Below are 26372 nucleotides of genomic sequence, written 5' to 3' on the forward strand. Positions count from 1 at the left end.
GTCCGCCTGCGCCATCTGCCTACGGATTTTACCTTCAGCGAGGCCGCCCCTGTCAGCTATGAGCGTTTCGGCTATGACTACACGTCAGGCCTGACGCGCGCCTTGCTCGCGGCCACCTGCGCCGAAGAGGAAACCCCGCCGGCGCCTGCGCCTGCGCGCGCCCTCCTGCTGCCTGCCATGCCGCAAACGCAATCGGGGCAGGCCCCCTCTCAAGAAGGATGGGCCCACCCCGACACGTCTTAAGCTCATTTTCCGTCCCCGGATCACCGGGGATCAGCACTTTTGCCGGGCAGCCCGAGGGCTGCGCCGGGCAAAGGCGCTGGCGTTTACATCGTCACGACCACTTTGCCCTGCGCTTTCCGGTCCTGCAGTTCACGGATGGCATCTGCCGCCTGCTCCATCGGATAGGTATTGGAGACGTGCGGGCGGATCTTGCCGGCCTTGTAGAGGTCGAACAGTTCCTTGACATTCTGCTGGTGGGCCTTGGGATCACGCGCCACCGCCGCGCCCCAGAAAACGCCGCGCACATCGCAGCTTTTCAGCAAGGTAAGGTTCAGCGGCAGTTTCGGAATGCCCGCCGGGAAGCCGATCACGAGGAAACGCCCTTCCCAGTTCATCGCCCGCACGGCCGGTTCGGCATAATTGCCGCCCACCCCGTCATAGATGATATCGACCCCGCCGCCGGAAATCGCCTTGATGTCCTCGGAGAATTTCTTCTGCCCGTCCCGGTCCAGTTCGCGCTCATAAACGAGCCCCTTGTCGGCGCCCTTGGAGAGGCAGAAATCCACCTTCTCCTGGCTGGAACACGCCGCGATCACTTCCAGGCCCATCGCCTTGCCAAGCTCAACAGCGGCAATGCCCACCCCGCCGGCCGCGCCCAGCACGAGCAGCTTCTCGCCGGGCTTGGGGTCGCCCCGGTCCTTGATGGCGTAATAGGAGGTGCCATAGGTCATCAGGAAGGCAGCCGCCTCTTCAAACGGCATGCCCTCGGGGATCGGCATCACGCCGTGTGCGGCGGCGAGGCAATATTCCGCCATCCCGCCATTACCCGTGGAGGCCAGCACCCGGTCGCCCGGCTTCACATGCGCCACTCCCTCGCCCACGGCAGAGACAATCCCGGCCACTTCCCCGCCCGGAGAGAACGGGCGCGGCGGCTTGAACTGGTACATGTCCTGGATGATCAGCACGTCCGGATAGTTCACCCCGCAGGCCTTCACCTGCACCAGAACCTGTCCCTTGCCAGGGGTTGGCACCGGCACATCCTCGATCACGAGTGTTTCTGGCCCACCGACCACTTTCGACAGTACGGCTTTCATATGCCTCTCCCTTCAAAGCTTGTTGTTTCGACCTTCAGACGGTAGCCATGCCGCGAGCAGGCGCCAAGCCTTACGCGAGGGGAAAGGAACCATTGCGATGTCAAAAATCTGGGCCATCGCCATCCATGGCGGCGCCGGACCGATCCCCGGCCGCGACTACGCCCCGGAAGAAGCCCATATCGCGGGCCTTCTGAAACGCGGCGCGCAGGCGCTCGCTGGCGGCGAAGCCGCGCTCGATGTCGTCGAAGCCATGGTCATCGATCTGGAAGCCTCCGGCCTCTATGTGGCCGGCAAGGGCGCCAGCCCGAATACGGCAGGCGAATGGGAACTCGACGCCGCCATCATGGACGGGCGCACCCGCAATGCCGGCGCCGTCGGCGCGCTGCAAGGCTTTGAAAGCCCGATCCGCGCGGCAAGAGTGGTGCTGGAGAAAACCCCCAACGTCCTGATCGTCGGCAAGGGCGCAGAGGCCATCGCCAGCGCCGCCGGCCTCGCCCGCGTCACCGATCCTGCCAGCTATTACGGCGCCGTCGATGAAGACACCGTCCAGGATGGCAGCGTCCAGATGGGCACCGTCGGCGCCGTCGCGCTCGACATCTATGGCGACATGGCGGCGGCCACCTCCACCGGCGGCGTCCTCTCCAAAACCCCCGGCCGGATCGGCGACACGCCGATCATCGGCGCGGGCACCTGGGCGGACGAGCGCTGCGCCATCTCCTGCACCGGCCTTGGCGAATACTTCATCCGCGCCAACGCTGCCGCAGACGTTTCCGCCCGTATCCGCTATGGCGGCGCCACGCTCGGCCCCGCCCTCAGCGGCGCGCTGGATGATGTCAAACGCCTCGGCGGCAATGGCGGCATGATCGGCGTCTCCGCCAATGGCGATCTCGCAGCTGGGTTCAATTCCAGCGGACTGAAACGCGGCCTGGCTGACTGGAAAGGCCGTTTCGAAGTGGCAACCTTCCTATGACCGTACTTTTCTGGGCCCTCGCCGTCATCATCGTCTTCGCCATCGCGCTGGCCGCGCAGATGCGGGTGATGATCTCCATGGTTCTGCGCCGGGCGCTGGCGGCAAAGTTCGGCGGGGGCCCGAATGATGTCGAATACCGCGCCGCGATCCTGTCGCTGGGCCGCGGCCCTGCCGATACAGAGGCGGCAAAATATCTGGAGACGGACTATCCCAAACCGCTGGCCCATATGAAGCTCGCCCGCCGTGTCTCCCTGGCGGGGCCCCTTGCCCTGCTGGTCGTCGTCGCCATCGGCCGCTTCTGGCTGGGGGCGTTCTGATGCGGGGCTATTTCGCCATCGGCTCCGAACGTATTTCCAAGCCGATGAACCTCGGCGCCCTGATGAGAACGGCCCATGCCTTCGGCGCGAGCTTCGTGTTCTCGATTGATGCCGAGCGCAACCTGAAGGAAGCCTACGCTGCGGACACGTCCAAATCCGCTGGCCAGATTCCCTACTATCAGTGGGACTCGCTGGACGACATGCAGCTGCCCAAGGGTTGCCAGCTGGTCGGCATCGAGCTGACCGATGACGCTGTGGACCTGCCGGTCTTCCGGCATCCTCCGCAGGCGGCCTATATCCTCGGCCCCGAGAAGGGCAACCTGTCCAATGCGGCGCTCGAGCGCTGCGCCCATGTCGTGAAGATCCCGACCCGTTTCTGCATCAATGTCAGCCTTGCCGGCGCGCTGGTGATGTATGACCGTCACCTGTCGATGGGGGGCTATGGGCCAAGGCCAATCATGCCGGGCGGCCCGGATGGCGCGCGCCGCAAGCATGTTCAGGGTCCGGACAGAAAGAAAGCGGCCAGCTGATCCTTCAGCGGACGCCGAGCAGCCTCTGCACCATGCCCATGACGCCGGTGAAACGCAGCCCGCCATCGCGCACGGCCAGGGCGTAGCAAACCTCATCCTCATCCGCGACGGGCTGGTGTGTATCATTGGGGCCGTTCAGGCAGACATCGCCCGGCCCGTAAGTGCCCCGCTCATCAGAAAAGCCGCCAGCAAGCACCATGGTGAACTCGTTCCCGCCATGGGAATGACGCGGGATCCTGGAGCCAGCCGCGATCCGGTAGAGCTCCACATCCATGGACGAGCCGACATCCAGCCTGAGCCGTTTGAGGCCACGCCCAAGCATCTGCCAGCCCTGCCGGCCCGCAGCATCCAGCGCCGCAGAGCGGACAGGTTCGGGCAGCTCGAGCAGCTCATTGAGCGCGTCTCCGGCCGACTTGCCGGCAGCGCGCTGCACGTCTTCGGGAACCTCCAGCGCATCGATCATGGCCAGCGTGCGCGCCAGCGCGCCTTCGCTCATCCGGGCGGCGGGCGCCGCCTCGAAGAAGTTGCCGGCGATCATCTCGCTCACGGCCACCGAGGCGCGCACATCGGCCCGCATCAGGCTTTGCGCTTCCAGCATCATCGCAAAGGCAGGATCGATGCATCCCGCCGCATAGGCGCTGTAAAGTTCGCTGAAGGCGTTTTGGGAGGTAGCGGTCATAGGCGTCAGAAGGTCTCGTTCCTTTAGGCAAACATTGTCCGGTTTGGTCTTTCGTCAAGCAGACACAGCCGGAGATTGCAGTTTTCAGGTCAGACCCCTCCTTCAAGGTCTCCTTTCAACCGCATGAAGGCCAGGCGGATACGGGATTTGACCGTGCCCAGCGGCAGATTGAACGCCCTTGCGATTTCCGAATGCGAGAGCCCGTCATAGAAGGCCGCCTGGACGAGGATCAGCTGATCCTGGGGCAGGTTTGTCAGCCGCTCGCGCACTATGGCGTCGAGCTGATCGCGGGCAAGGCTTTCATCGGGGGCCTGGATTTCCGGCGGCAGCAGAACCGGGTCATCGGCGCTCAGTTCCGGGCGGCGCTGGCGCCGCTGAGCATCAATCCGGCGATTGCGCGCGATCCTGAAAATCCATGTGGAAACAGAGGCCTGGTGCCGGTCATACATCGCGGCCTTCTGCCAGACGGCGATCATCACTTCCTGCGCCAGTTCCTCGGCTTCGGCGTCCCCTGCCCCAAGTCGCAGCATGAAGGCCTTCACCCGCGGGGCGTAATAGCTGAACAACTCAGAAAACGCATTACGGCACCGGCGCTCGGCAATCGCAGCCATCTGGTCTGCATGCCGTTCCCGCATCACCGGGTCTGCTGTGCGGACGGTATGGTCAAACACGCGCCGGGCCTTTCGGGGATACGAACACGCATTGTCTGTCTTCATGAACCGCAAGGCAACCATGGCGCTAGTAATTTCCTTTTTACGCTCGTGTCAGGTGTTTTGCTTGAGTATGCCCCCGGTGTATGGATCTGGGAGCGTCGGAGGTACTGTGTGAGTATTTTATCTAACATGCAACATAAAACGACACGCATCGCGCGGCCTCTCGGTCTCGTGATCCTGGCGGCGGCCCTTGCGGGCGGGGCTGCGGCTGAGCCAAAGGCGCTCGGGCGGTTCAAGGACTGGGCTGTCTTTACCGAGGAAAGAGGCGGCGACCTGATCTGCTATGCGGCCACGGAAGCCAGCTCCAAGGCGCCTTCCTCGGTCAAGCATGGCGAGGTGTGGTATTATGTGACGAGTTGGAAGTCCGGCCAGGCCAGGAACCAGCCGAGCTTCCGCGTGACCTATGACCTGAAGGCCAGCAACGCGCCCAAGACCACGGTCGGGCGGTCCTCCTGGCAGATGTTCGTTTCCGGCCGCGAGGGCTTTGCCGACGATGCCGACGATCCGCGCATTGTCGACGCGCTGAAGAAAGGCTCAAGCCTGACCGTGACGGCCCAGTCGGCGCGCGGAACGAATGTGACCTATCGTTTCTCCCTCAGCGGCTCTGCCGACGCGATTGCCAAGGCCGAAGAGGCCTGCCGCTGACCGGCCCAAACAAAAGCGGCGGCCTCCCGAAGGAGACCGCCGCCTGAGTGTTCAGCTTGCTGAACCTGTCGCGATTACTGGGTAACCGGCGTCAGGATGATCTCGACGCGGCGGTTCTGAGAACGGCCCGCTTCGGTCGAGTTGTCTGCCACCGGATAGTCAATGCCCATGCCGATAGCCGACATGCGGACCGACTGGACGCCCTGGTTGACGAGATAGCTGCGCACAGCGTCGGCGCGCTGCTGCGACAGGCGCTGGTTGAAGTCGCGGGCGCCTTCGGACGAGGCGTGGCCACGGATGTCCACAGCGGTGGAGGGATACTCGTTCAGCGTGGCCGCAACCTGGTTCAGGGTCTGGAAGAAGGCCGGCTGGATCTGCGCGCTGCCCTGCTGGAAGGAGATGCCCGAGGGCATGGTGAGGGCAATCTGGTCGCCCTGACGCTCGATCTCGATGCCCGTGCCGGCGGTCTGCTGGCGCAGTTTTTCTTCCTGCTTGTCCATGTAGACCCCAACCGAGGCACCGGCGATGGCGCCGACAGCCGCGCCGATGGCGGCGTTCCGCTTGTCGTCGCCGCCTGCCATCATACCGGCGCCCGCGCCGAGGATGGCGCCCGCAGCGCCGGTGGTCAGGACGCGCTGGCTCGGGCCGGTTTCGCAGGCTTGAACGAACGGCAGCATAAGTGCGGCCGCAATGAGAACTGATTTCTTCATGAGAAGGACTCCCTGTGGATGAAGTTGCAGTGCCGCCTGTGGCATGACCAATATGAACGGGAGCCAACTGGGCGGCGGATTTTCTATTTCCCCTCTAAAATGAAGGGATTTTCGAACTCTGGCGCGTTAAACTCTGTCCATGTTCGCGCCGTTTTCCTTGTGCGCCTGCTCATGCTATAGGCCCGCCCATGACAATAACCCTCGACCTCAGCCGCCGTAACGACGCTGTGCCTGGCAAGAAACGCCTGACGGGCCTTTCGGTTCCCGCGCTCAAGGCGGAACTGGAGGCCCTCGGCCTTGAGCCAAAGCCCGCCAGCATGCGCGCGCGCCAGCTGCGCCGCTGGATTCACCATTTCGGGGTAACCGATTTCTCCGCGATGACCGACATCGCCAAGGATCTGCGCGCGCAGCTTGCCGAGAAGTTCGAACTCGACCGGCCGGGTATTGCCGATCATCAGGTGAGCCGCGATGGTACCCAGAAATGGCTGACACGCTACGCCCCCGGTATCGAGGGCGAAAGCGTCTATATTCCGGATGTGGGCAAAGCGGGCGCGCTATGCGTCTCCTCACAGGTGGGTTGCACGCTGAACTGCACCTTCTGCCATACCGGCACGCAGGCGCTGGTCCGCAATCTCACCGCGCAGGAAATCGTCCAGCAGGTCATCATCGCCCGCGACGCGCTTTCCGAATGGCCCTCCTCCAATGAAGACCGCCGCCTGACCAATATCGTGTTCATGGGCATGGGCGAGCCGCTCTACAATCTCGACAATGTGGCCGAGGCGATCGACACGATTTCCGATGGCGACGGCATTTCCATCGGCCGCCGCCGCATCACCGTCTCAACGGCCGGGGTGGCTCCCAAGATCCCGGAGCTTGGCGCCCGCACCGGCGCGATGCTGGCCATCTCGCTGCATGCCACGAATGATGATCTGCGCAACGAGCTTGTTCCGCTCAACCGCAAGTATGACATCCAAACGCTGTTCGAGGCGATCCGTGCGTATCCGGATCTTGGCAATTCCAAGCGCGTCACGTTTGAATATGTGATGCTGAAGGGCGTCAACGACACGCTGGCCGAAGCGCGCGACCTCGTGAAGCTGATGAAGGGCGTGCCCTCGAAGATCAACCTCATTCCGTTCAATCCCTGGCCGGGCTCGCCCTATGAGTGTTCGGACTGGGAGACGATTGAGGCCTTTGCAGAAGTGCTGAACCGGGCGGGCTATGCCTCCCCCATCCGCACGCCGCGGGGCCGGGATATTCTTGCCGCCTGCGGGCAGCTGCGCTCGGAAAGCGTCAAGGTGCGTGCCAGCGAACTGCGCAAGCAGCGCCTGGCCGCCGACGGCTCAGAAGCGCAGGGTTAGCACCGGCTGTCTCAGCGTTGCTTGCGGACCAGCCGGTCCCAGATCGCGCCGGGAATGTTGGAATAATCGTCCGTCCACGCACGGCCCCCATCGCTTTCCAGAACGCTCCAGGCTCCCGTGGAATCGAGAGGCGCCAGCGCCAGATCATTTCGGGCAAGGGCCACAACAACGCTCGACTGGGCACGATAACCCGTTTCCCGCACGGTATGATACTGCATCCGGGCGGGCACGCCGAGCTCTCCGGCCACGCGGCCAACTACCGTTTCCAGCGCCATATAGCGGTTGGAAACGTGCAGCAGCAGGACACCGTCTTCCTTCAGGCGCGAGAGATAGAGCGCAACGGCCTCACGCGTCATCAGATGTGCGGGCACCGAGTCGGACGAGAAGGCATCGATCAGCAAAATGTCGAACGCGCCTTCGGGCTCTGCGGCCAGGGTGAGCCGGCCATCGCCCAGAACAATGTCCGCATCCGGCGTACATTCCGAAAGATAGGTGAAGCGCTCCGGATCGCTGGCGAGACGGGCGACGATGGGGTCGATCTCGAAAAAAGTGTAATGCTGCCCCTCTGTGGAATAACAGGCCACAGAACCCGCCCCGAGGCCCAACGCACCAACCCTTCCAGGGCGCGTATGGCCAGCAAAGACCTGGCCGATGGGTGTTTCCGGTGCATAATAGGTGGCCGGCCGCCAGGCATCCTCCCCAAGTGCCTGCGCGCCGTGCAGCGTGGTGCCATGCACCATCACGCGGTAGCCATCCCGGTCATGGATCTTCACGACGCCGAAAAATCCGCGCTCTGAGTAAGCGCCAACCGTCGGGCTCGTCGCCGCGCCAATCGCCCAGATTGCGGCGGCCGCGCCGACGCTGGCAAGCCGGGAGCGGCGTACGGCGTAAAGCGCGACCAGCGCCAGAACCAGAAGCACGAAGAAGGATCGGCTGGGCTCCCGCGCCAGGGCCGGAACATCGTACACATATTGCGCAATGATCGCGAGGCCGCCGGCAACTGCCGCCACCACGATCATCCAGGTCGGCCCAAGCCAATAACGCTGGGGCATCAGCAGCAGCGCCGCGATCAGCATCAGCGGATATTCGGCAACCGTGGTGAAGATGACCGGCACAAGCAACGCATTGAACGCGCCGCCGAGCACCCCGCCGAGGGACATCAGCAGATAGAACTCGGTGAGGCGGCCCGTCTCCGGCCGGTCATTCGCCAGGAGGCCATGGCAGGCGACAGCGGCGAAGAACAGGGCCATCAGATGGACGGCGAAGCTGAGCAGGGTCGGCACGCCCGACACCTTCGTCAGCACAAAGAGGGCAAGCCCAGCACACACCGGCAGAATGGACATGGCGGCCGGCAGGCTGATCGGCGGCCTCTTGGCGAAGACGACAATGAAGCTGCCGATATAGAGCATCAGGGGAGGCGCCCAGAGGAAGGGCGCGCTGGCCACATCCGTGGCGATATGGGTGGTGACGCCGACCAGAAGGCTGGACGGGACGAAGGCAAGCAGGAGCCACCAGAGACGCTGGCGCCAGAGGCTGCGGGCGGGCACTGCGCTGGCCGCCGTGTCACTTGGGGCAATAGCTTGGGCAGCTTCGGCCGGAGCGCGCATCGTGAGCAGGCCGCAGCCGACAAGCAGCACAAACAGCACGCCATATCCGGCAGACCAGGCCATCGCCTGCCCTGCCAGCGGCGCGAGCGGCTCCAGCAATAGCGGATAGGCCGCCAGCCCCAGGAGAGAGCCGGCATTGCTGGCGGCATAGAGATGGTAGGGATCGTGGGCGTCTTCCCGCCCGGTGCGCGCATACCAGGCCTGGATCAGCGGCGCGGTCGCCGAAATGATCGCAAAGGGCGGCGCAATCGAGACGGCAAACACCCCGATCAGCCAGAGCGCCGGGCGGGCGGGATCGGGATCGCCGAACAGCCCCGTGAGTTCAAACGGCAGAACCAGCGCGGCGGCCACCAGAAGCGCGCCATGCACCATCACCTGCCGGGAAAGGGTTTTGACCAGATGCGTCAGCAGGTGAGCATAGGCATAGCCGGCCAGCAAGGCTGCCTGGAAACAGACCAGCGACACGTTCCAGACATTCGGAGACCCGCCGAGCAGCGGCGTTGCCATACGGGCAAACATCGGCTGGACGAGGAAGACCAGCGCCGCAGACAGGAACACCGTGACGACAAAGGGCACGCCGGCGAACCTGTGCAGGAGCGGGCCGGACGGCGGCGCGTGAACGGCGGAAGACTGGTTCATCGGAAGACCCCTTTGACGCCACCCCTAGCAAAGGGGGGTAAAGGACAGCTTTCACAGCATAAGCACTTGGCGCAGTTGCGAATCCCCGGCCGATGATTAACCTGCAGGACATGCGGTTGCCTCCCCTTCTTCTGGCCCTCTGCGGCGCGGTTCTTTCAGCCTGCGGCAGCGCGGAAGACGGCCCCTGCAAGACGCAAACCTTTGAAAACCTTCCCTATCTCGTCTGCGAGTTCGATGCGTCGCAGGATACGATCCGCCTGTTCCTGCGGGACGAGACGGGCGCGCCCTTCGGTCAGTTTGACCGGCTGGCCAATCATGTCGCCTCCAAGGGCGGCAATCTCGTCTTCGCGATGAATGCTGGTATGTATCATGACGACCGCCGGCCCGTTGGCCTCTATATCGAGGACGGCGAAGCGGAGATGGGCCTGGTGCGCTCGGCGGGTCCCGGAAATTTCGGCATGCTGCCGAATGGCGTCTTCTGGATCGACAATGGCCGGGCGGGCGTTTCCGAAACCCTCGCCTTCGACGAGATGTTCAGGGACGCCCCGCCGCGCTTTGCCACCCAGTCCGGCCCGATGCTGGTGATCGATGGCGAGCTTCACCCAGCGCTCAATCCGGATGGCACGAGCCTGCGCCGCCGCAACGGCGTCGGCGTCAGCGCAGATGGCCGCCATGTCTATTTCGTGATCAGCGATGTGTCCGTGAACTTCCATTCCTTCGCCCGCCTCTTCCGCGACGAGCTTGGCACACCCAACGCGCTCTATCTCGATGGGGCTGTCTCAAAGGTCTACGTACCCGCGCTCGAGCGCAGCGAGGCCGGCCTGGACATGGGCCCCATTGTCGGTGTTGTCCGGGAATGAAGACACTCGTCCTCTCCCCGGAACGCCGCCAGCGCCTTGTCGATGAGCTGCGCAAGCTCGCATCGCAGGATTTCGACATCACCCTCAGCCAGTTCCAGGCAGGCGAACTGCTGGACCGGATGACGGCGCTGATCGGCCCGGCGGTTTATAACGAAGCGGTCCAGGACGTGCGCCTGCATCTGCAGCGCCGCCTGGATGACCTCGACGGCGAAGTTTTCGTTGACGATCCTGGCTGACTGCTAAGCTCTGCTGACAGCTCTGATGAGCAGGTTGCAGATCCTCCAGCCCGGCCATATCTGCGGCCCAGACACCCGTTCCAGATTATAAGAGATGTCCCATGACGCGCACCCTTTACGGCCTGAAAAACTGCGACACCTGCAAGAAGGCGATCAAGGAACTCGAAGCGTCCGGGAAACCCGCCGAGTTCGTCGACATCCGCGCCGAGGCTGACCTTCCCGCCAAACTTCCCCGATGGATCGCGGCGGTCGGCGAAAAACTCGTCAATCGCAGCTCCACCACCTGGCGCAGCCTGTCGGACGCTGACAAGGCGCGCGCCTCCGGTGTCACCCTGGAAGGCCTGCTCCTGGGCAACCCCACCCTGATCAAACGCCCGGTCATCGAGACGGGCGACGATGTACTCGTGGGCTGGAGCGCGGAGACGAAATCCCGGATCGGCTGACAAATGCCCGCATTTTTGCCCGCAAGCGACGGAAAAGCAGCCTGCATCCGTTAGACCTGAACTGTCCTTCTCTGCGGAGCTTTACATGCGCCTTTTCCTTGCGGCCTGTGTTTTCAGTCTCTCTCTGGCAACCGGATGCGCCTCAGCAGCGCCCGCGCGGGCGGGCAGGGGCGAAACGCTCCCGGTGATGACGGGCGGGGAGACCCGGGACCTCATCCTTTACACCCCCGAACCCGCCAGGGCCCCCGTACCTCTGGTGCTCGTCTTCCATGGCGGCGGCGGGGGCGCAGAATGGATGGCCGGAAAATCGCAAACCCTCACGCGCACGCTCACTGAGGCGGGCTACGCCGTCGCCTACATGAATGGCTCCTCCCGCCGGGGCGGAGACAATCTGCGCACCTGGAACGCAGCCCATTGCTGCGCCTATGCCCAGCGCAGGAACATTGACGAGACCGCCTATGCCGACGCCGCCATCGAAGCCCTCGACCGCCGCCTCGGCATCGACCGTGCCCGGATATTCCTGACCGGCCATTCCAATGGCGCGATGCTTTCCTACCGGCTGGCCGGGGCCATGAAGGTCACCCCGCGCGGGATCGCCCCGGTCAGCGGGGCTATCTTCGCCGACCAGCCGGATGTGCCCGCGCGCACGTCGATCTTCATGTATCATGCGCAGGACGATGAGGTGCTCAGCTATGACGGGAACCCCGATGACAAGGCCGAGCGCTGGCGCACGCAGCCCCATCTCGGTTTCGTGAAGGCAGAGGCAAAGCTTGCCGAGATGAAAGCCTGCGGCGCCCCCACCCGCGCTTCCTCCGTTCCGGGAATGACGGCCACGACGCGAAACTGCGCCGGAGGCTCCGTCCTCGTCGCAACTACCTCCAGCACAGGCGGCCATGAATGGCTCGCCCGTCCGCAGGCTGATTACCAGATTGAGGATGCCATCCTCCTCTTTTTCAACAGCCAGAAATGAGCGGGCGCTAAGCCGTCACAAGCAAGGCCCCGAGGCGGTCCAGGGCGCTCGTCCAGCCGAGCTCGGCCTCTGCGAGAAGATCTGATCCGTCAACGGCAAGTGTCTGCAGGGTCACCACAAGGCGCGTTCCCTTGCCCTCTGCAATGAACTCTGCCGATACGAGGCTCATGCCCTGCAGCTGCGCCTCATCCCGGATCACTTCGGTATAGATGATCCGCGCATCGGGCACGATGTCATGATAGCGGCCGACCACAGTGGCAACGGGATGCCCCTCCACGAGACAGGTCTGAATGTCTTCCCCGCCCACCCGGAAATCTGATGCATCATTGCGGATTTCCACCTCGTCGGAAGGCGCCCCCCACACCCGCCGCAGATCGGGATTTGCCCAGGCATGAAATGCGCGCGCCGGGCTGGCCGCATAAGTCCGCTCAAGCGTGGCGGTTCTGTGGGCCATCGATTTATGGCTCATTGAGTGTCTCCTTTGGTCTCAAGAATTTGTCCCAGGCGGTCGAGCCGCGTGTTCCAGGCGGCCTCATAGCCCGCAATCCACTGATCCAGCGCGGCGAGGCGCTGGGCCTCCAGCCAGCAGGTGCGAACGCGGCCTGTCTTCACTGTACTGATCAATCCCGCCGCTTCGAGAACCCGGACATGCTGCAGAAAGCTGGGCAGCGCCATGTCATAAGGCGCCGCAAGATCAGCGACACTCGCTTCGCCCTGCGCCAGGCGGGCGATAACTCCCCGGCGCGTTGCGTCGGCGAGCGCCTGAAAGCCGCGATCGAGGGCATTTGAATCCGGGGAAAGAATGTTAGGCATATACCTAAGTAACTCGATCTCGCAGCACCGGTCAAGTCACTTAGTAAATTGCCTAACTTTTAAAGTGCGCCGCGTTCACCGGCAAAGACGGGCACAGTCCCCAAAACAGCAGGTCAGTTCTCGTCGTCCCGCCTATCGGCAATATCTTCGGCGATATCCTGGACGGCAGAGTCAGTGGCTGCGGCCACGTCTTCTGCGGCCGAGCTCGCTTCGGTCGCAGCCGCGCCAAGCATCCGGTCCATCCGTGCGCCGGCCGACTGGAACGACCCGTCCGCCAACCGGAAAATCAGCATAACGGCAAAGAACAGGACCAGAATTGCGGTCAGTACTGCGTGAAAAGCTTTCATCTGTCTCTCCCCCTTCGGCCGGCAATGGCGGTTAGTTAATGCGCAGGCCACCCGAAGGTTCCCCGTGGTCAGCTTTTGTCTTCCCCCTTTCCCGCGGGCAGCATCTCGCCTATGTTGATGGCCATCCGAGGGGTGTCCGGCATGGGGCCGGGCTGAGAGTTACCCTTTGAACCTGATCCGGGTCATGCCGGCGCGAGGGACGGAGTGAACCAATGGCCAGCACGGCCCTCCCGCCATCCATGACGCCAGCCGTCTCTGCAGTATATGACGGGTATCCTCCGGCAGCGCGAGCATTCCTGCTTGCGATCCGCCAGCTGGTCTTCGAAACGGCGGCAAATCTTCCTGAGGTGGGCGCTTTGACCGAAACCCTGAAATGGGCCGAGCCAGCCTATCTCACACAGGCCACGAGAAGCGGCACCACGATCCGCCTCGCCTGGTCGCCGAAACGTCCCGAATTTGCCAGCATCTTCGTCAGCTGCCAGACCTCGCTCATCGAAGACGGGCGCGCGCGATACAGCGATGACCTCACCTTTATCGGGAACCGCGAAATCCGCCTCCCCCTCAGCCAGCCCCTTCCGGCCACCCCCGTGCGTCACTGCATCGCCATGGCCCTCACCTATCACAAGAGAAAGTCCGCACCATGAACAAGCCAGCCAAGCCCGGCGATTTCGACGCCCCCAAAGTCACCACCGGCGCCCTGCCCGCCAGCCGCAAGGTCTACACCCATCCCGCGCCGGGCCTCGCCGTGCCCCACCGCGAGATTGACCTTCATCCGTCGGCGAACGAACCGCCCGTGCGCGTCTATGACACCTCCGGCCCCTATTCCGACCCCTCCGCCGAGATCGACGTGGAGAAGGGCCTCCCCCGCCACCGGCGCGACTGGCTGCTGGCGCGCGGCGGCCTCGAGGAATATGAAGGCCGCGATGTAAAGCCGGAAGACAATGGCGGCGCCACCGGCAAATATCTCGCCCGAGAATTCCCGGTGAAGCACAAGCCCCTGCGCGGCCTGCCCGGCCAGATGGTCACGCAATACGAGTTCGCCCGCGCCGGGATCATCACCAAGGAGATGATCTATGTCGCCGAGCGGGAAAACCTTGGCCGCCAGCAAGCCCTCGAAAACGCCCGCGCCCAGATCGACCAGGGCAATTCCTTCGGCGCCGACATCCCCGAATTCATCACACCCGAATTCGTCCGCTCAGAGATTGCCCGGGGCCGCGCCATCATCCCGGCAAACATCAACCATGCCGAGCTGGAACCCCAGATCATCGGGCGCAACTTCCTTGTGAAGATCAATGCCAATATCGGCAACTCGGCGGTTGCCTCCTCCATCGAGGAAGAGGTGGAGAAAATGGTCTGGGCGACCCGCTGGGGCGCGGACAATGTGATGGACCTCTCAACGGGGCGCAACATCCACAACACCCGCGAATGGATCATCCGCAACAGCCCGGTTCCGATCGGCACAGTGCCGATCTATCAGGCGCTGGAAAAAGTGAACGGCGTCGCCGAAGACCTCACCTGGGAAGTCTACCGCGACACGCTGATCGAACAGTGCGAACAGGGCGTCGACTATTTCACCATCCATGCCGGCGTGCGCCTCGCCTATATCCACCTCACCGCAAAGCGCGTCTGCGGCATCGTCTCGCGCGGTGGCTCGATCATGGCCAAATGGATGCTCGCCCATCACAAGGAGAGCTTCCTCTACACCCATTTCGAGGAAATCTGCGACATCATGCGCGCGTATGATGTCTCCTTCTCCCTCGGCGACGGCCTGCGCCCCGGCGCCATCGCGGACGCCAACGACGCGGCGCAATTTGCAGAGCTCGAAACCCTCGGTGAACTGACGAAGATCGCCTGGGCCAAGGGCTGCCAGGTGATGATCGAAGGGCCCGGCCACGTACCGATGCACAAGATCAAGGTGAACATGGACAAGCAGCTCAAGGCCTGCGGCGAAGCCCCCTTCTACACGCTCGGGCCGCTGGTGACGGACATTGCCCCCGGCTATGACCACATTACCTCCGGCATCGGCGCAGCGATGATCGGCTGGTTTGGCACATCCATGCTCTGCTATGTGACGCCCAAGGAGCATCTGGGCCTGCCGGACCGCAATGATGTGAAGGTCGGCGTCATCACCTACCGCATCGCCGCCCATGCCGCCGACCTCGCCAAGGGACACCCAGCCGCGCAGCTGCGCGACGATGCCCTCTCCCGCGCGCGCTTCGAGTTCCGCTGGGAAGACCAGTTCAACCTGGCCCTCGACCCCGAAACCGCCCGCGACTTCCATGACCAGACCCTGCCGAAAGACGCCCACAAGGTCGCCCATTTCTGCTCCATGTGCGGCCCGAAATTCTGCAGCATGAAGATCACCGCCGAAGTCCGCGACTACGCCGCCGGAATGTCCGAGAACGAACGTCTGGACCTGGAGCGGCAGGCCGCAGAAGCGCGCAAGGGCATGGAAGAAAAGAGCCGTGAGTTTCTGGACAAGGGCGGAGAGATTTATCTCTCCGAGGACGGCCGGAAGCGCGAGGCTATAGACTAGGGTAGTGCTTTCGACAAAAAGCCTGCTGATGGGTGGAGCATGAATGACAAACCAGAAGATAAAATCGATAACTTGATTTCGTCCGGTTCTGATATTGGCGGCGCTGCAATTGGAGGAGCCATAGGCCTGCTTGGCGGTCCAGTCGGCGTGGTCGGCGGCGCTGCAGGGGGCGTTGTCGCCGCCCGTGTTCTCAAGGGCATTGGCCTTGAAATTTCTAAGCGCCTACTTGGCCCACGTGAAAAGACTCGAATAGGAGCTACTCTGGCAATTGCCGCGGTCGAAATCGACCAGAGAATCAAAAATGGCGAGACACTTCGGAACGATGACTTCTTCAGCCAGCCCAAAAACGGGCGAAAGAAATCGGAAGAGTTCGCAGAAGCGATTCTTCTAAAGGCGCAACGCGAAGCAGAGGAAAAGAAAATCCCATACCTTGCAATGTTTCTGGCCAATGCCGCATTCGATTCTGAACTGAATGTCGAAATGGCTCATCAAATAGCAAAAGCTGCTGAGAGCCTGACATATCGCCAATTTGTCTTGTTTAAGGTCGCGGTTCAAAGAAAACAGCTTGGCCTTAAGCAAACCGCATTTGGCGCAGGAACATTTGACCGAATGACTGTCCAACTAATGTACGAAATACACGACCTTGCGCGCCGAGAGTACCTTAACTTCGAGGGCACTGCTGTGCTGGGCGTAACAGATCCAATCCCCAACGCTATGGCGCCCATGGGCATGGGCGCGCATATCTACAACTACCTTCGCCTCAAGAACATTCCGGACACGGAGGTGGCCGCAATAGCGGCATACCTGAAATAACTATTGAAGACGCAGCGCGACTCGCAGCACGCATCAGATGGATTGAGCGGTGCGATACCCACCGTGTTCCCTCGCCCCATGGTGGGTTGCGCCTTCGGCTAACCCGCCCTACGGGGCGTCCCGCGCCCTCGCACCCATCACCCCATTCGCGCGTCTCGCCTTGACGCACTCAAAGCTCCCGGCACGGAAGGCGCGGCAGGCTTCGGGGCGGTCTTCGTAGACTTGGCAGGCGGCCTTGCCGTTGGACAGGTCAAGGTGGATGCAGTGGCCGCAGTCGAAGCGCACGAAGGTGCGCCCCTCTTCGGTGAAGAGGCTCTCCGGCGGCAGGGACCGGGCGGCGTCCCAGGGGAGAAGTTCGAGATAGCGGGGGTTCCGGCTGAAACAGCAGGCGCCGCAGGACACACAGTCAAACGACACATCGGGCATGGGATTGCGAAAGAAGGCTCCACCGCCCGGCCCGCGCCTCTCGCAGCTCCCGGCAGCGGCGCGCGATTTACGCCAACTCAATTTCGCATGCAAGAGGGGCCGCCCCGGCTGGAGCGGCCCCTCCAAAACTCTGGCTAAACTCTGGCGGTCAGCCCGCCTCAGCTGCCGAATTTGGCGCGCAGCCTGGCAAGGGTGGCTTCATCGGTTTCGGCCAGCTGGATAATCTCCGTATACCGCTTGGGCGTGATGCCTTCCTTCTGGATGGCGGCCGTGATCTGCTGCTCGGCCTTGGCCTGAACGGCAGCCGCCTCGTCCTCGCTCTTGGCCGCCTGCAGCTCCAGCGTCATCTTGTTGGCAACTTCCGTCACCTTCTTGTTGGCGGCCACGAACTGGGTGGCTTCGGCGTCCGTCATCGGCGCAATGGCGGCGGGCGCAGCTTCAGTGCCCTGCGCGATGGCAGCGCCCCCGCCCATGACGGCCAGCGCCAGCATTGCCGAAACAGTACGTGCCCGGAATTTCTGTAGAGCCATGATATGATCTCCTCTCAGGTCTCTGCAAATGTCCGGCGCAACCAAACAAATGCCGGCCAGCGGCTCAACCCCGCGCGCTGCTTTCTGAGGGGATTTTAATATAAAGCTTTGTCATGACATTCCGGACACGAAGGCGCGTCCTGAAGCATCTTCAGCAGAACACGCTAAAGCTCTGGCACCTGCGGGCTGAGGCGCCCGCCCATGCGGATCGGCTCCACGCGCAGCGCAAGGCCCGTGCGATCATCGGTTTCCACATAGGTGCCACAGAGCGTGCCCTCGCCCAGCGCCGGCTGATACCGCTCGCCCGGCAGCTGCGTGGTGAAGCGGTAAAGCGACATTTCCTTCTGCATACCGATCACCGAATCATAATCCCCGCACATGCCGGCGTCCGTGTGATAGGCCGTGCCGCCATTGAGGATCATCGTGTCGGCCGTGGGCACATGCGTGTGGCTGCCCACCACCAGGCTCGCGCGGCCATCGCAATGATGGCCCATCGCCATCTTCTCGCTGGTGGCCTCGCAATGCATGTCCACGATTACGGCGTCCGCCACCGCGCCCAGCGGCATCTGGTCGAGCGCCGCATCGGCCGCCGTGAACGGACAGGCCAGCGATTGGCGCATGAAAACATTGCCCTGAAGCTGCACCACGCCCACCCGGCGCCCATCGGGCAGCATGTAAAGCTCTGCCCCCTTCCCCGGCGCGCCAGCGGCTGCCGGATAGTTCAGCGGGCGGAGCAGGCGCGGCTCCCGCTCAATATAGGTGAGGGCTTCGCGCTGGTCCCAGGCATGATCGCCCAGCGTCAGGCAGTCTGCGCCTGCGCCGAAGAACTCCTCCGCAATCTGACGGGTGAGCCCGAAGCCGCCGGCGGCATTCTCGCCATTGACCACAACAAAATCGAGCCGCAGACGCGCGCGCAGGCCCGGCAGGTGCTCCAGCACCGCCGCCCGGCCGGGCTTGCCGACAACATCACCGAAAAACGCCAGTCTCATGCGTTCAAGCCTATGACTCCAATATCCCTCAATGAAAAGGGCGCGGCAGCCATTCAGCCCCGCGCCCTTCCCAGTATGCCTTGACCGGCAATCGCTTACTTGTTGCCAGCGGAGAAGCCGAGCTTCGTCTTGTCCAGCTTCTTGGCCGGATCAGACGGGTTGCTCGCGGCATCCACGAAGGTCTGCGCCGTTACCGGCGTTTGCGGCGTCATGCTGATCGTCAGGGTCTTGGGATCCTGAACGAAGCTGGAGATCGCCGTTGCCAGCTCGGTCACCACAGCAACGTCGATGCCAGTGCTGCCCGCCATCATCGGCGCCATCGCCATCACGCCGGAAATCTGCGCGCGCAGGTTGGCCGGATCTTCACCCGACTGCGCCGCATAGGCGTTGAGGGCGCGGTTGAAGAAGCCCTTGTCGGCGAAGGAGATTTCAAACTGGTGGAAGGCCAGCTTGCTCATCATCGCGTCCATCATGGCGTCGGGGTTGGCGTCCAGCTGCGCCGCAGACGAAGCCGCAGCAATCGCCTTGGAGCCTTCATACTTGGCCGAAACGTCCAGCTTGAAGCCATCGTTAAGCTGCCAGTAGTTCTTGCCCTTCGGCAGGGTCACGATGTCCGCATCCGGATCATAGAGCTGCTCGCCTGCAGCGCTCAGCGTCAGCGTCTCATAGCCGAGCGTCGCCAGCGCGCCGGCAAACTGCTCCCCATCGGGATTGTCGCGGGCAGCCACTGTCAGGGTGAACGGGTCGGTGGTGATCTTGGTCGCCCGGCCCTGCTTGTCACGGCCGACATAGGAGTTGAACGAAGCCAGGTCGATGCTGGCCCCGACGACGTCCGCCTTCAGGCCCTTCATCACGGCGGCATCAAAGCCCGGATTGCCCGGATCGGCCTGCATCGCCTCGGTCATGGCCGTCGGATCGGCCGAGCTGTTGGCAGCAGCGGCGATCAGGCCATAGTCGAGACCGGCAAGGCCAAAACCGTCCAGCTTGATGTTCACGTCGCCGGAGGTTTCCTCGCTGAACTGGAAGTTCAGCTTCGAGAGGCCCATCCTGCCGGCCTTCTCGTCCTTCAGGCCGTCAATATAGAAGGAGGCCAGCTCAAAGCCGCCCGTGCCGCTGGCATCTTGGATGTCGAGATCAACATTCTTGATTGCCCAGCGATCAAAGGACAGCGCTGCGCCTTCGGGAAGATCGTCGGGCTCGCCCTGGCTGAACAGGCTGGCGACCCAGGCAGCCGTTTCCGGAGACGGGTTGATAAGCTCAATGCTGCCCACAGTGCCCCTGCTCTGGTCTTCAGAGCCTTCCACCGGGGTGACGGTGATGTCGGACAGGCGCATCAGCGAGAAGTTCGCCGCGCCATTGATCATGCCGAGGCCGTCGAATTCCAGCTTGGCAGCCTTGACCACAGGCGGCGGGCCGGCTGGCTCTGTGGCATTCATGCTGGCGCTGTATTCGTCCAGCGTCATTTCCGAGCCGTCATCGGCAATGCCGTCGCCGTCATAGTCCATATAGGAGAAGAGTTCGGCGATTTCCTCATCGGTATAGAGCGGCTCGCTGGCGCCGGTGTCCCGGGGGATGGACAGGATCACATTGGTGAAGATGGCCTTGTCGCCGCTGATGTCCTTGCTGTCAAAGGACAGGATACCAGAACCGGACTCAGACAGGGAGAAAGCGGCGAGGGCCTGGGAGGCAGTTGCTGCATCCCCTTTCCGGAGCGAGACATCAGCAAGTTTCGACACATCAAATTCAACTGCCGCGAGAGCAGCCTCACCACTCGGCTTGTCTTTCTGCCCACATGCCGTAAGCAAAGTTATAGCGATCACGCCGGTGAGCAAATACTTCATAAGATGTCCCTCTGGTTTCGGTTTGGGGGGGTGCGGTGTGGCCGCTGTGTTCAGTGCGGATTCTTTACACATGCTCTACAACAATGGCCAGACCATGACATTGAAGGCACCCGGCGGTCAGCGGGTGAAAGTACGCCTTGAGGTCAATGCCAAGGCCAGGCGGCTGATTATCCGGCTGGACGAGCGCCGCCGGGAGGCCGTCGCGATTGCCCCAAGCCCACGTCAGATGGAGGCTGCGGCCGCCTTCGCAGCAGAGCGCGTGGACTGGATTTCCTCAAGACTTCAACACCTTCCGGAGATTGTTCGGTTCGAGGATGGCGCGGTTTTCAATTACAGGGGGTCTCCCTGTCAGATTTCGGGTGAGGGCGAAGGCCGGCTCGCGAAGCTTACTGCCGGTGAGCCGAAAATCCTGTATGTTCCCGGGGATGCCGAGACCATTCATATGCGGGTCGAGCGGTTCCTGAAAAAGCAGGCACGCGCCGATCTGGCGCGCGCTGTCAAACGCCACACCGAAACGCTTGGCGTTGAATATAAAGGGATTTCCGTCAAGGATACACGGTCCCGCTGGGGGTCCTGCACCTCCGATGGCCAGCTTTCTTTCTCCTGGCGCCTGATCATGGCCCCGCCCGAAGTGCTGGATTATGTGGCAGCCCATGAGTGCGCCCACCTCAAGGAGATGAACCATTCGAACAAATTCTGGTCTCTGGTGGCCAAATGCTGCCCCGACTGGAAGCGCCACAGATCCTGGCTGCGCGTTCATGGGGCAGAACTTCAGGCCGCTGGTGAATAATCCGTGTCAAGACGGATTTTCTGCAAAAACCGGAAATAAATTTTCTCCCCAAGAGGGAGAATACTGATTCCAGACCGAAGCCTGCCTGAACGCCTGAGTATTTAGGTCCTTTATGGGTATTCAGATATCCAGCTTGGATTTGGACTCAGGCAGGGAGAACTCAAACCCGATCGCGCGGGCGCCATACGCCCCTTCGCGATACCGTTCGATATTCTCTTTGAACCAGTCCTGGATGTGCTCGAAGATATGCGCATTGAAAGGCCGGGCATCTTCCTCGCTGATCGGCAGACGGAACTCATATTCGGCCCCCTCCTCGATATGCACGATGAAACTCTCGCCGGCTTTGCGGCAGTGCAGCGCCAGCCTCAGCCAGTCCTGCGATTTGGTAACCCGCACGGCGAGACCAAACGACACCGGCCCCAGCGGGCGGAAGCCACGCGGCGGGATGGAGAACGCCTGGTCACCATAGGAGCGCGGCTCGAACGGGCCGGCGGGCGGCACCAGATGCACGCACACCCCATCGCTGGCGCCCAGATAGTCACACAGCCCCGAGCGGACCTCTTCAGCGAGGCGCCGGATACGGTTGTAATTCTCCTCTGCCAGGGCCTGATAGACCTCGACAGTGGCCACAAGTTCATCGAAGCGGGACATGGGCGACAGCCTCATTGTACAGATTGGATCGGTTCGCCGGCGAGCCTAGCCTCTATGCCTCCCGGCGCCAATCAGGCAGCTGGTCTTCGCGCGCCCGCCAGCGGGGTGACCGGCGCCCCGCCCATCCCGGCGACATCCGGCTGCAGCGCCAGGGGCAGCGTCGTGCGCGCCATCTCGATGGCGAGCGAGGGCGCCGCGCCCTCCCCGAAGCTGCGGATGAGCACACGGATGGTTTCGAGAAAGACCGCCTCTTCCTCCACGATCTGGCCATAGCGCGCCGCAATCGGGCCGACGAGCCCATACGCCAGGAACACGCCGAGGAATGTGCCCAGCAGCGCCGCCCCGATCATCGCGCCCAGAATGGCCGGTTCCTGATCGATGGCGCCCATGGTGCGGATGATGCCGAGCACGGCTGCCACAATGCCCAGCGCCGGCAGCGCGTCAGCCAGCGTCTGCAGCGCGCCGACCGCCTTGGCCCGCTGCGCCATATGCCCGTCAATGGCTTCCATCATCCGCTGATCCGCCCGCTGAGGATCGGAGAGGTCCAGCGCCATCAGGCGGAAGGCGTCGCAGATCAGCGTGCGCGCAGGCGCATCTTCCAGAATGCGCGGCGCGGCCTGGAAAAGCGCCGATTCCTCCGGCCGCTCGATGTCCGCCTCGATGGCGACAAAGCCGCGGCGTTTGACAGCCCGCATCAGGCCGCCGGTCAGGGTGAAGAGATCGGCATAGTCGGCCTTCTTCCAGCGCGCGCCCTTGAAGGCGCGCACAAAGCCCGCCAGCGCCTCACGCGCCACGGCCGGCGAATTTGCCAGCATCACTGTGCCGATGGCCGCCCCGCCGATCAGCGCCAGCTCAAACGGCAGCGCATGCATCGCCGCTGGCCCGCCGGTCAGCGCCAGCCCACCTCCCACCAGCAGGAGAACAATGACAAGACCGGCAAGTTGGAGCACCGCGCGTCATTTCCCTTTCAAGACTCAGAAGCTGAGCCTACCCTTCATGCCCGGCGCGTCTTAAAGCCACGTTCACAAGGGGCATATTCGGGCGCACCGCACTCGGCAAAATCCGTGGGGAGCGGAAAACATACTCATGCCAGGCACAAATGACCGGCTGCCCGATCAGTCCCGCCCGGATCGCCGGGGCGCCTTCATCCTGCTTTTCTTCGCCCTCATGGCCATCGGTGCCGGCAATACGATGCTGCTCGCCGCGGTGCTGCCCCAGCTGACACGGGAAATGCAGATGCCGGACTGGATGGCGGGCGCGGTGTTTTCGCTCTCGGCCCTCCTCTGGTCGCTGACCTCGCCCTTCTGGGGCAAGCGGTCCAATCTCTGGGGCCGCCGCAAGGTCGCCGCCATTGGCCTGGCTGGCTACGCAGCGTCCATGTTCTTCATCTGGCTGACCGGCCGGCTCGCCCTTTCCGGCATCATGACGAACATCATCGCCGTTTTCATCTGCCTTGCCCTCGCCCGCTCGCTGTTCGGCCTGATCGGCTCGGCCGCAAACCCCGCCGCGCAGGCCTATGTGGCGGATCGCACCAGCAAGGCAGAGCGCCAGAGCGAGATTGCCTTCCTCTCCTCCGGCTTCAGCGTGGGCAGTGTCATTGGCCCGGCCTTTGCCGCCGCGCTGGTGGCCTGGGTCGGCATCCTCTCCCCTGCCCTGGTAACCGCGCTGCTCGCCGGAACGATGGCCGCGCTGGTCTGGTGGCGCCTGCCGGAAACCCGCGCGCCAGTAGCCGACGCGGTCAAGATCGATGCCGAGATCGGCGCCAAAGGCCTCTGGCACTCAGACAGGGTCCTGCCCTTCCTCGTCTATGCCGTGGCCATGTCGCTGGTCACCGGCGTGCTGACCCAGGTGTTCGTCTTCGCGGTGATGGACAAGCTCGGCGTCTCGGGCCGCGAGGCGGCTCAATATACCGGCCCGGCCTTCACGGTCGGCGCGGTGGCCGTGCTGCTTGCCCAGCTCGTGATCATTCCGCGCCTGCACCTGCGCAACAAGACGCTGATGTGGGTGGGTTGCGTGCCGCTACTGATGGGCACACTGATGATTGTCTTTGCCAATGATTTTGCGAGCCTCATCCTGTCGCAATTCCTGATCGGCCTTGGCCAGGGCCTTGCGCGGCCTGGCTTTTCCAGCGGGGCCTCGCTCGCCGTCTCGCCCCAGCTTCAGGGAAATGTCGCCGGGCTCGTCATCTCGGCCAATGGCATGGGCTATATCGTGACGCCCTTCTTCGGGCTGTTTTTCTACGAATATGTCAGCCGCGAACTGCCCTTCTATCTCTGCGCAGGCATGCTGATCGCCATGTTCCTCTATGCCCGGTTTGGCATGAAGGACGGTCTCGGCGAGATCCGGGACGACGACTGACGCCGCCCCGGACCTTGCCTCAGTTGATGGCTGGCGCGCCCGACCGGACAGCCTCCAGCATTTCCTTCGTCGGATAGCCGTCAGCCAGGAAGCCGCGCGCCTTCTGGAAGTTCTGCAGCGCGGTCTTCGTCCGCCGGCCGGCGATGCCATCCGGCGTGCCCGCATCATAGCCAAGGGCGTTGAGGCTGGTCTGAAGCTCACGCACTTCCGCCACAGTCAGTGGCGGCAGATGCTTCGGCCAAGCCGCCACCGGGCCGCCCTTGCCCACGATCATGTCGCCGGACAGTCCCACCGCCAGCGCATAGGAATCGGCCCGGTTATAGGTCTTGAACACGTTGAAATTCTTGAACAGCAGGAATTTCGGCCCGCTCGCCCCGGCCGGCAGCCAGAGTTCTGCGAAATCTGCCCCGCCAGTATCAAAGTTTCCGCCCCGGATCGGGGAAAGACCGGCCGCTACCCAGGTCGCCATCCGGCGTTCGCTGCCGTCGGCCAGGCTGAAGTCAAATCCTTCCGGTGTCAGCACTTCGATGCCCCAGGGCTGACCCTTCATGTATCCGGACCGGGCAAGATAATTGGCGGCCGAGGCGAGCGCATCGGCTTCGCTTTTCCAGACATCCTTGCGGCCATCGCCGTCAAAATCGACCGCATGCGCCACATAGGTGGAGGGCATGAACTGGGTCTGCCCCATCGCCCCGGCCCAGCCGGCGATCAGGTCGCCGCGGCGGGCGTCGCCATCCTTGAGGATTTTCATCAGGGCGTAGAGTTCCGTTTCGGCAAGGTTCCGCCGCCGGCCTTCCACCGCCATGTTGGCCAGCGCGTTGGCCGCATCATCCCGGCCGATGAAGCCGCCGAAATTGGTCTCCATCCCCCAGATCGCCAGCAGCGCCGAGCGGTCGACCCCATAGGCGGCCTCGATGGCATCCAGGGTCGCGCGGGTGGAGGCGAGTTTCTGCTGGCCCTGCGTGATCCGCGTATTGCCCAGCGGCGTGGCCAGATAGTCCCAGATTGGCTTGGCAAATTCGGCCTGATCACTTGGCGCGGTCTGGGTCTGCAAGGTGTCGGCGGTGCCCAGCCACATCGTGATCGGGCTGATATTCTCCAGCAGCGATTTGACGATCGCCCGGTCATGGCCTGCCGCCATCGCGCGGGCGGAAAAATCGTTCCGCCAGGCATCCATCGCGGCATGGCCGGAGGATCTGTAGACAATCGGCCCGGTTTCAGGCGCCGGAGAGGGCGTTCCGGTCACCGGGGGCTTTGGCGAAGGGGCCTGCGGCCCGGCCGCGCAGGAGGCCAGCGCCCCGCAGACAACGGCAATTCCCATCCATTTTGACTGAGCCAATCCTGTGATAATCATGGATTTTACCCTCTCGGTGGCTTTCTCGCCGCAGTTACCGTTCTTGACTCGGCTATCCGGATTCATTACGCGCTCCGCTTTCCCAATTTATAAACGTTCCAGGCCAGACCCATGAAAGTCCGCTCGTCTCTCAAATCGCTCAAGTCGCGTCACCGTGACTGCAAGATCGTGCGCCGTAAGGGCAGGGTCTATGTGATCAACAAAACCGACCCGCGTTTCAAAGCGAAACAAGGCTGACCCTTAGATGAACAGGGATTGAGGCGGCACCATGACAGCCCGCATCGCCCTGTTCGATTTAGGTGGCGTCCTGCTCGATTGGTCGCCGGCGCGGCTCTATTCCCAAATCTTCAGCAACGCTGCTGAAGCAGACCGGTTCCTTGCCGAAGTGTGCACCATGGAGTGGCACCTCGAGCATGACCGCGGCGTCAGCTTTGCTGACAATGCCGCCCCGCTGATTGCGCGCTATCCCCAATACGAATCCCAGATCCGCGCCTGGCACAGCCGCTGGGCCGACATGTTTGATGGCTACATCACCGGCACGGACCGGCTGATCGAGATGCTGTTCGGCCGCGAAGTGCCCCTCTACGGCCTTTCCAACATGCCCGGCGAAGTCTGGCCGCAGGTGCTGGACATGTTTCCGGCCCTCCGCCGCTTCCGCGAGGTTGTGGTTTCCGGACAGATCGGCCTGGTGAAGCCCGACCCGGCAATCTTCCACTATGCCCGCACGCGCATGGGCGACCCTGATCCGCGCGATGTGCTGTTCATCGACGATGCGCCGCGCAATATCGCGATGGCAGACGCGCTCGGCTACCAGACCCACCTGTTCACCGGCGCCGCGCGGCTTGAAAGCGAGCTGATCCGCCAGGGTCTTCTCTGAGACCAGGCCCTTCTTTAACAGTTGACCTGAAAGCGGGCGTTGCCGCCGGCCGCC

Annotated in this window: 32 protein-coding genes and 1 riboswitch; of the genes, 17 read left to right on the forward strand and 15 right to left on the reverse strand. The window is 63.1% G+C overall.

The genetic code is table 11. The features are described 5' to 3' along the window. Positions 1–243: hypothetical protein (locus tag C0456_RS15680; protein WP_291054020.1), on the forward strand; the 243-nt coding region annotated here is incomplete at its 5' end. Positions 244–326: 83 nt separating this feature from the next. Here the strand turns inward: C0456_RS15680 and C0456_RS15685 are convergent. Next, positions 327–1316, reverse strand: coding sequence for an NADPH:quinone oxidoreductase family protein (locus C0456_RS15685; RefSeq protein WP_291054022.1), 990 nt, complete (start codon positions 1314–1316; stop codon positions 327–329). 97 nt (positions 1317–1413) lie between these two features. Between C0456_RS15685 and C0456_RS15690 the strand changes: the two genes are divergently transcribed. Genes C0456_RS15690 through C0456_RS15700 form a run of 3 tightly spaced genes read left to right on the forward strand, consistent with a single transcriptional unit; the run spans position 1414 to position 3133 of the window. Continuing rightward, positions 1414–2286 (forward strand): isoaspartyl peptidase/L-asparaginase, encoded by an 873-nt coding sequence (locus C0456_RS15690; RefSeq protein WP_291054024.1) that lies wholly within the window; start codon positions 1414–1416, stop codon positions 2284–2286. Beyond that, positions 2283–2603, forward strand: coding sequence for a hypothetical protein (locus tag C0456_RS15695; protein WP_291054026.1), 321 nt, complete (start codon positions 2283–2285; stop codon positions 2601–2603). Before C0456_RS15690 ends, C0456_RS15695 begins: the two co-directional genes overlap by 4 nt. Then, positions 2603–3133, forward strand: a complete 531-nt coding sequence (locus C0456_RS15700; protein WP_291054028.1) for an RNA methyltransferase — start codon at positions 2603–2605, stop codon at positions 3131–3133. Before C0456_RS15695 ends, C0456_RS15700 begins: the two co-directional genes overlap by 1 nt. A gap of 4 nt (positions 3134–3137) precedes the next feature. Here C0456_RS15700 and C0456_RS15705 read toward each other — a convergent pair whose 3' ends face one another. Both C0456_RS15705 and C0456_RS15710 read right to left on the reverse strand, forming a co-directional pair. Further along, complete coding sequence (locus C0456_RS15705; RefSeq protein ID WP_291054030.1) at positions 3138–3812, reverse strand: ChrR family anti-sigma-E factor; 675 nt, start codon at positions 3810–3812, stop codon at positions 3138–3140. 89 nt (positions 3813–3901) lie between these two features. Continuing rightward, positions 3902–4528, reverse strand: a complete 627-nt coding sequence (locus tag C0456_RS15710) for a sigma-70 family RNA polymerase sigma factor (RefSeq protein WP_291054032.1) — start codon at positions 4526–4528, stop codon at positions 3902–3904. Between the two features lie 126 nt (positions 4529–4654). On the opposite strand from C0456_RS15710, the gene C0456_RS15715 reads away from it, so the two are divergent. Then, the gene (locus C0456_RS15715; protein ID WP_291054034.1) at positions 4655–5170 is read left to right on the forward strand and encodes an invasion associated locus B family protein; all 516 of its coding nucleotides are present in this window, start codon (positions 4655–4657) and stop codon (positions 5168–5170) included. Between the two features lie 74 nt (positions 5171–5244). Here the strand turns inward: C0456_RS15715 and C0456_RS15720 are convergent, their stop codons facing one another. Beyond that, positions 5245–5880, reverse strand: coding sequence for an OmpA family protein (locus C0456_RS15720; RefSeq protein WP_291054036.1), 636 nt, complete (start codon positions 5878–5880; stop codon positions 5245–5247). Between the two features lie 188 nt (positions 5881–6068). Between C0456_RS15720 and rlmN the strand changes: the two genes are divergently transcribed. After that, positions 6069–7238, forward strand: a complete 1170-nt coding sequence (gene rlmN, locus C0456_RS15725) for a 23S rRNA (adenine(2503)-C(2))-methyltransferase RlmN (protein ID WP_291054038.1) — start codon at positions 6069–6071, stop codon at positions 7236–7238. Positions 7239–7249: 11 nt separating this feature from the next. Here the strand turns inward: rlmN and C0456_RS15730 are convergent, their stop codons facing one another. Beyond that, on the reverse strand, positions 7250–9484 hold the full coding sequence (locus tag C0456_RS15730) for a fused MFS/spermidine synthase (RefSeq protein ID WP_291054040.1): 2235 nt from the start codon (positions 9482–9484) through the stop codon (positions 7250–7252). A 110-nt stretch (positions 9485–9594) separates the two neighbouring features. Here C0456_RS15730 and C0456_RS15735 point away from each other — a divergent pair, with 110 nt between their 5' ends. From C0456_RS15735 to C0456_RS15750, 4 genes are all read left to right on the forward strand, one after another. Continuing rightward, positions 9595–10344 carry a phosphodiester glycosidase family protein gene (locus tag C0456_RS15735; RefSeq protein ID WP_291054042.1) on the forward strand — a complete coding sequence of 250 codons (750 nt, stop codon included), beginning with the start codon at positions 9595–9597 and terminating at the stop codon, positions 10342–10344. Then, entirely contained in the window at positions 10341–10580 is a 240-nt protein-coding gene (locus tag C0456_RS15740) for a DUF2164 domain-containing protein (RefSeq protein ID WP_291054044.1), read from the forward strand. The genes C0456_RS15735 and C0456_RS15740 overlap by 4 nt, the downstream gene beginning before the upstream one ends. A gap of 101 nt (positions 10581–10681) precedes the next feature. After that, entirely contained in the window at positions 10682–11023 is a 342-nt protein-coding gene (locus tag C0456_RS15745; protein WP_291054046.1) for an ArsC/Spx/MgsR family protein, read from the forward strand. 85 nt (positions 11024–11108) lie between these two features. Then, positions 11109–11993 (forward strand): hypothetical protein, encoded by an 885-nt coding sequence (locus tag C0456_RS15750; RefSeq protein ID WP_291054048.1) that lies wholly within the window; start codon positions 11109–11111, stop codon positions 11991–11993. Positions 11994–12000: 7 nt separating this feature from the next. On the opposite strand, the gene C0456_RS15755 is transcribed toward C0456_RS15750, so the two are convergent. The 3 genes from C0456_RS15755 to C0456_RS15765 form a co-directional block, all read right to left on the reverse strand. After that, positions 12001–12462 (reverse strand): SRPBCC domain-containing protein, encoded by a 462-nt coding sequence (locus C0456_RS15755; RefSeq protein WP_291054050.1) that lies wholly within the window; start codon positions 12460–12462, stop codon positions 12001–12003. Continuing rightward, positions 12459–12806 carry a metalloregulator ArsR/SmtB family transcription factor gene (locus C0456_RS15760; protein ID WP_291054052.1) on the reverse strand — a complete coding sequence of 116 codons (348 nt, stop codon included), beginning with the start codon at positions 12804–12806 and terminating at the stop codon, positions 12459–12461. Before C0456_RS15760 ends, C0456_RS15755 begins: the two co-directional genes overlap by 4 nt. Positions 12807–12919: 113 nt before the next feature. Further along, on the reverse strand, positions 12920–13153 hold the full coding sequence (locus C0456_RS15765; RefSeq protein ID WP_291054054.1) for a hypothetical protein: 234 nt from the start codon (positions 13151–13153) through the stop codon (positions 12920–12922). Between the two features lie 118 nt (positions 13154–13271). Beyond that, positions 13272–13370, forward strand: a riboswitch (TPP riboswitch). Between C0456_RS15765 and C0456_RS15770 the strand changes: the two genes are divergently transcribed. The 3 genes from C0456_RS15770 to C0456_RS15780 all read left to right on the forward strand — a co-directional run bounded on the left by C0456_RS15770 (position 13366) and on the right by C0456_RS15780 (position 16502). After that, the gene (locus C0456_RS15770) at positions 13366–13797 is read left to right on the forward strand and encodes a hypothetical protein (RefSeq protein WP_291054056.1); all 432 of its coding nucleotides are present in this window, start codon (positions 13366–13368) and stop codon (positions 13795–13797) included. It overlaps the preceding riboswitch by 5 nt. Further along, on the forward strand, positions 13794–15689 hold the full coding sequence (gene thiC, locus C0456_RS15775) for a phosphomethylpyrimidine synthase ThiC (RefSeq protein ID WP_291054058.1): 1896 nt from the start codon (positions 13794–13796) through the stop codon (positions 15687–15689). Before C0456_RS15770 ends, thiC begins: the two co-directional genes overlap by 4 nt. A gap of 39 nt (positions 15690–15728) precedes the next feature. After that, positions 15729–16502, forward strand: coding sequence for a hypothetical protein (locus tag C0456_RS15780; RefSeq protein WP_291054060.1), 774 nt, complete (start codon positions 15729–15731; stop codon positions 16500–16502). Between the two features lie 108 nt (positions 16503–16610). On the opposite strand, the gene C0456_RS15785 is transcribed toward C0456_RS15780, so the two are convergent. The 4 genes from C0456_RS15785 to C0456_RS15800 all read right to left on the reverse strand — a co-directional run bounded on the left by C0456_RS15785 (position 16611) and on the right by C0456_RS15800 (position 20183). Next, positions 16611–16928, reverse strand: coding sequence for a YkgJ family cysteine cluster protein (locus C0456_RS15785; RefSeq protein ID WP_291054062.1), 318 nt, complete (start codon positions 16926–16928; stop codon positions 16611–16613). A gap of 158 nt (positions 16929–17086) precedes the next feature. Continuing rightward, positions 17087–17458 (reverse strand): DUF4168 domain-containing protein, encoded by a 372-nt coding sequence (locus C0456_RS15790; protein ID WP_291054064.1) that lies wholly within the window; start codon positions 17456–17458, stop codon positions 17087–17089. Between the two features lie 164 nt (positions 17459–17622). Then, the gene (locus C0456_RS15795) at positions 17623–18447 is read right to left on the reverse strand and encodes a TIGR00282 family metallophosphoesterase (protein ID WP_291054066.1); all 825 of its coding nucleotides are present in this window, start codon (positions 18445–18447) and stop codon (positions 17623–17625) included. 95 nt (positions 18448–18542) lie between these two features. Then, positions 18543–20183, reverse strand: a complete 1641-nt coding sequence (locus C0456_RS15800) for a hypothetical protein (RefSeq protein ID WP_291054068.1) — start codon at positions 20181–20183, stop codon at positions 18543–18545. Positions 20184–20358: 175 nt separating this feature from the next. Between C0456_RS15800 and C0456_RS15805 the strand changes: the two genes are divergently transcribed. Further along, a complete protein-coding gene (locus tag C0456_RS15805; protein ID WP_291054070.1) occupies positions 20359–21078 on the forward strand; it encodes a SprT family zinc-dependent metalloprotease in 720 nt (239 codons plus the stop codon). 120 nt (positions 21079–21198) lie between these two features. Here the strand turns inward: C0456_RS15805 and C0456_RS15810 are convergent, their stop codons facing one another. Continuing rightward, positions 21199–21729, reverse strand: a complete 531-nt coding sequence (locus C0456_RS15810; RefSeq protein ID WP_291054072.1) for a hypothetical protein — start codon at positions 21727–21729, stop codon at positions 21199–21201. Between the two features lie 71 nt (positions 21730–21800). Next, the gene (motA, locus tag C0456_RS15815) at positions 21801–22679 is read right to left on the reverse strand and encodes a flagellar motor stator protein MotA (RefSeq protein WP_291054074.1); all 879 of its coding nucleotides are present in this window, start codon (positions 22677–22679) and stop codon (positions 21801–21803) included. 136 nt (positions 22680–22815) lie between these two features. Here motA and C0456_RS15820 point away from each other — a divergent pair, with 136 nt between their 5' ends. Beyond that, positions 22816–24087 carry an MFS transporter gene (locus tag C0456_RS15820; protein WP_291054076.1) on the forward strand — a complete coding sequence of 424 codons (1272 nt, stop codon included), beginning with the start codon at positions 22816–22818 and terminating at the stop codon, positions 24085–24087. Positions 24088–24106: 19 nt separating this feature from the next. Here the strand turns inward: C0456_RS15820 and C0456_RS15825 are convergent, their stop codons facing one another. Beyond that, entirely contained in the window at positions 24107–25441 is a 1335-nt protein-coding gene (locus C0456_RS15825; RefSeq protein ID WP_291054078.1) for a lytic murein transglycosylase, read from the reverse strand. Positions 25442–25552: 111 nt separating this feature from the next. Between C0456_RS15825 and ykgO the strand changes: the two genes are divergently transcribed. Further along, entirely contained in the window at positions 25553–25678 is a 126-nt protein-coding gene (ykgO, locus tag C0456_RS15830) for a type B 50S ribosomal protein L36 (RefSeq protein WP_011648318.1), read from the forward strand. Between the two features lie 31 nt (positions 25679–25709). Continuing rightward, on the forward strand, positions 25710–26318 hold the full coding sequence (locus tag C0456_RS15835) for an HAD family phosphatase (protein ID WP_291054080.1): 609 nt from the start codon (positions 25710–25712) through the stop codon (positions 26316–26318). Positions 26319–26372: the final 54 nt, after the last annotated feature.

The sequence above is a fragment of the Hyphomonas sp. genome (assembly GCF_013823385.1).
Classification (GTDB): Bacteria; Pseudomonadota; Alphaproteobacteria; order Caulobacterales; family Hyphomonadaceae; genus Hyphomonas.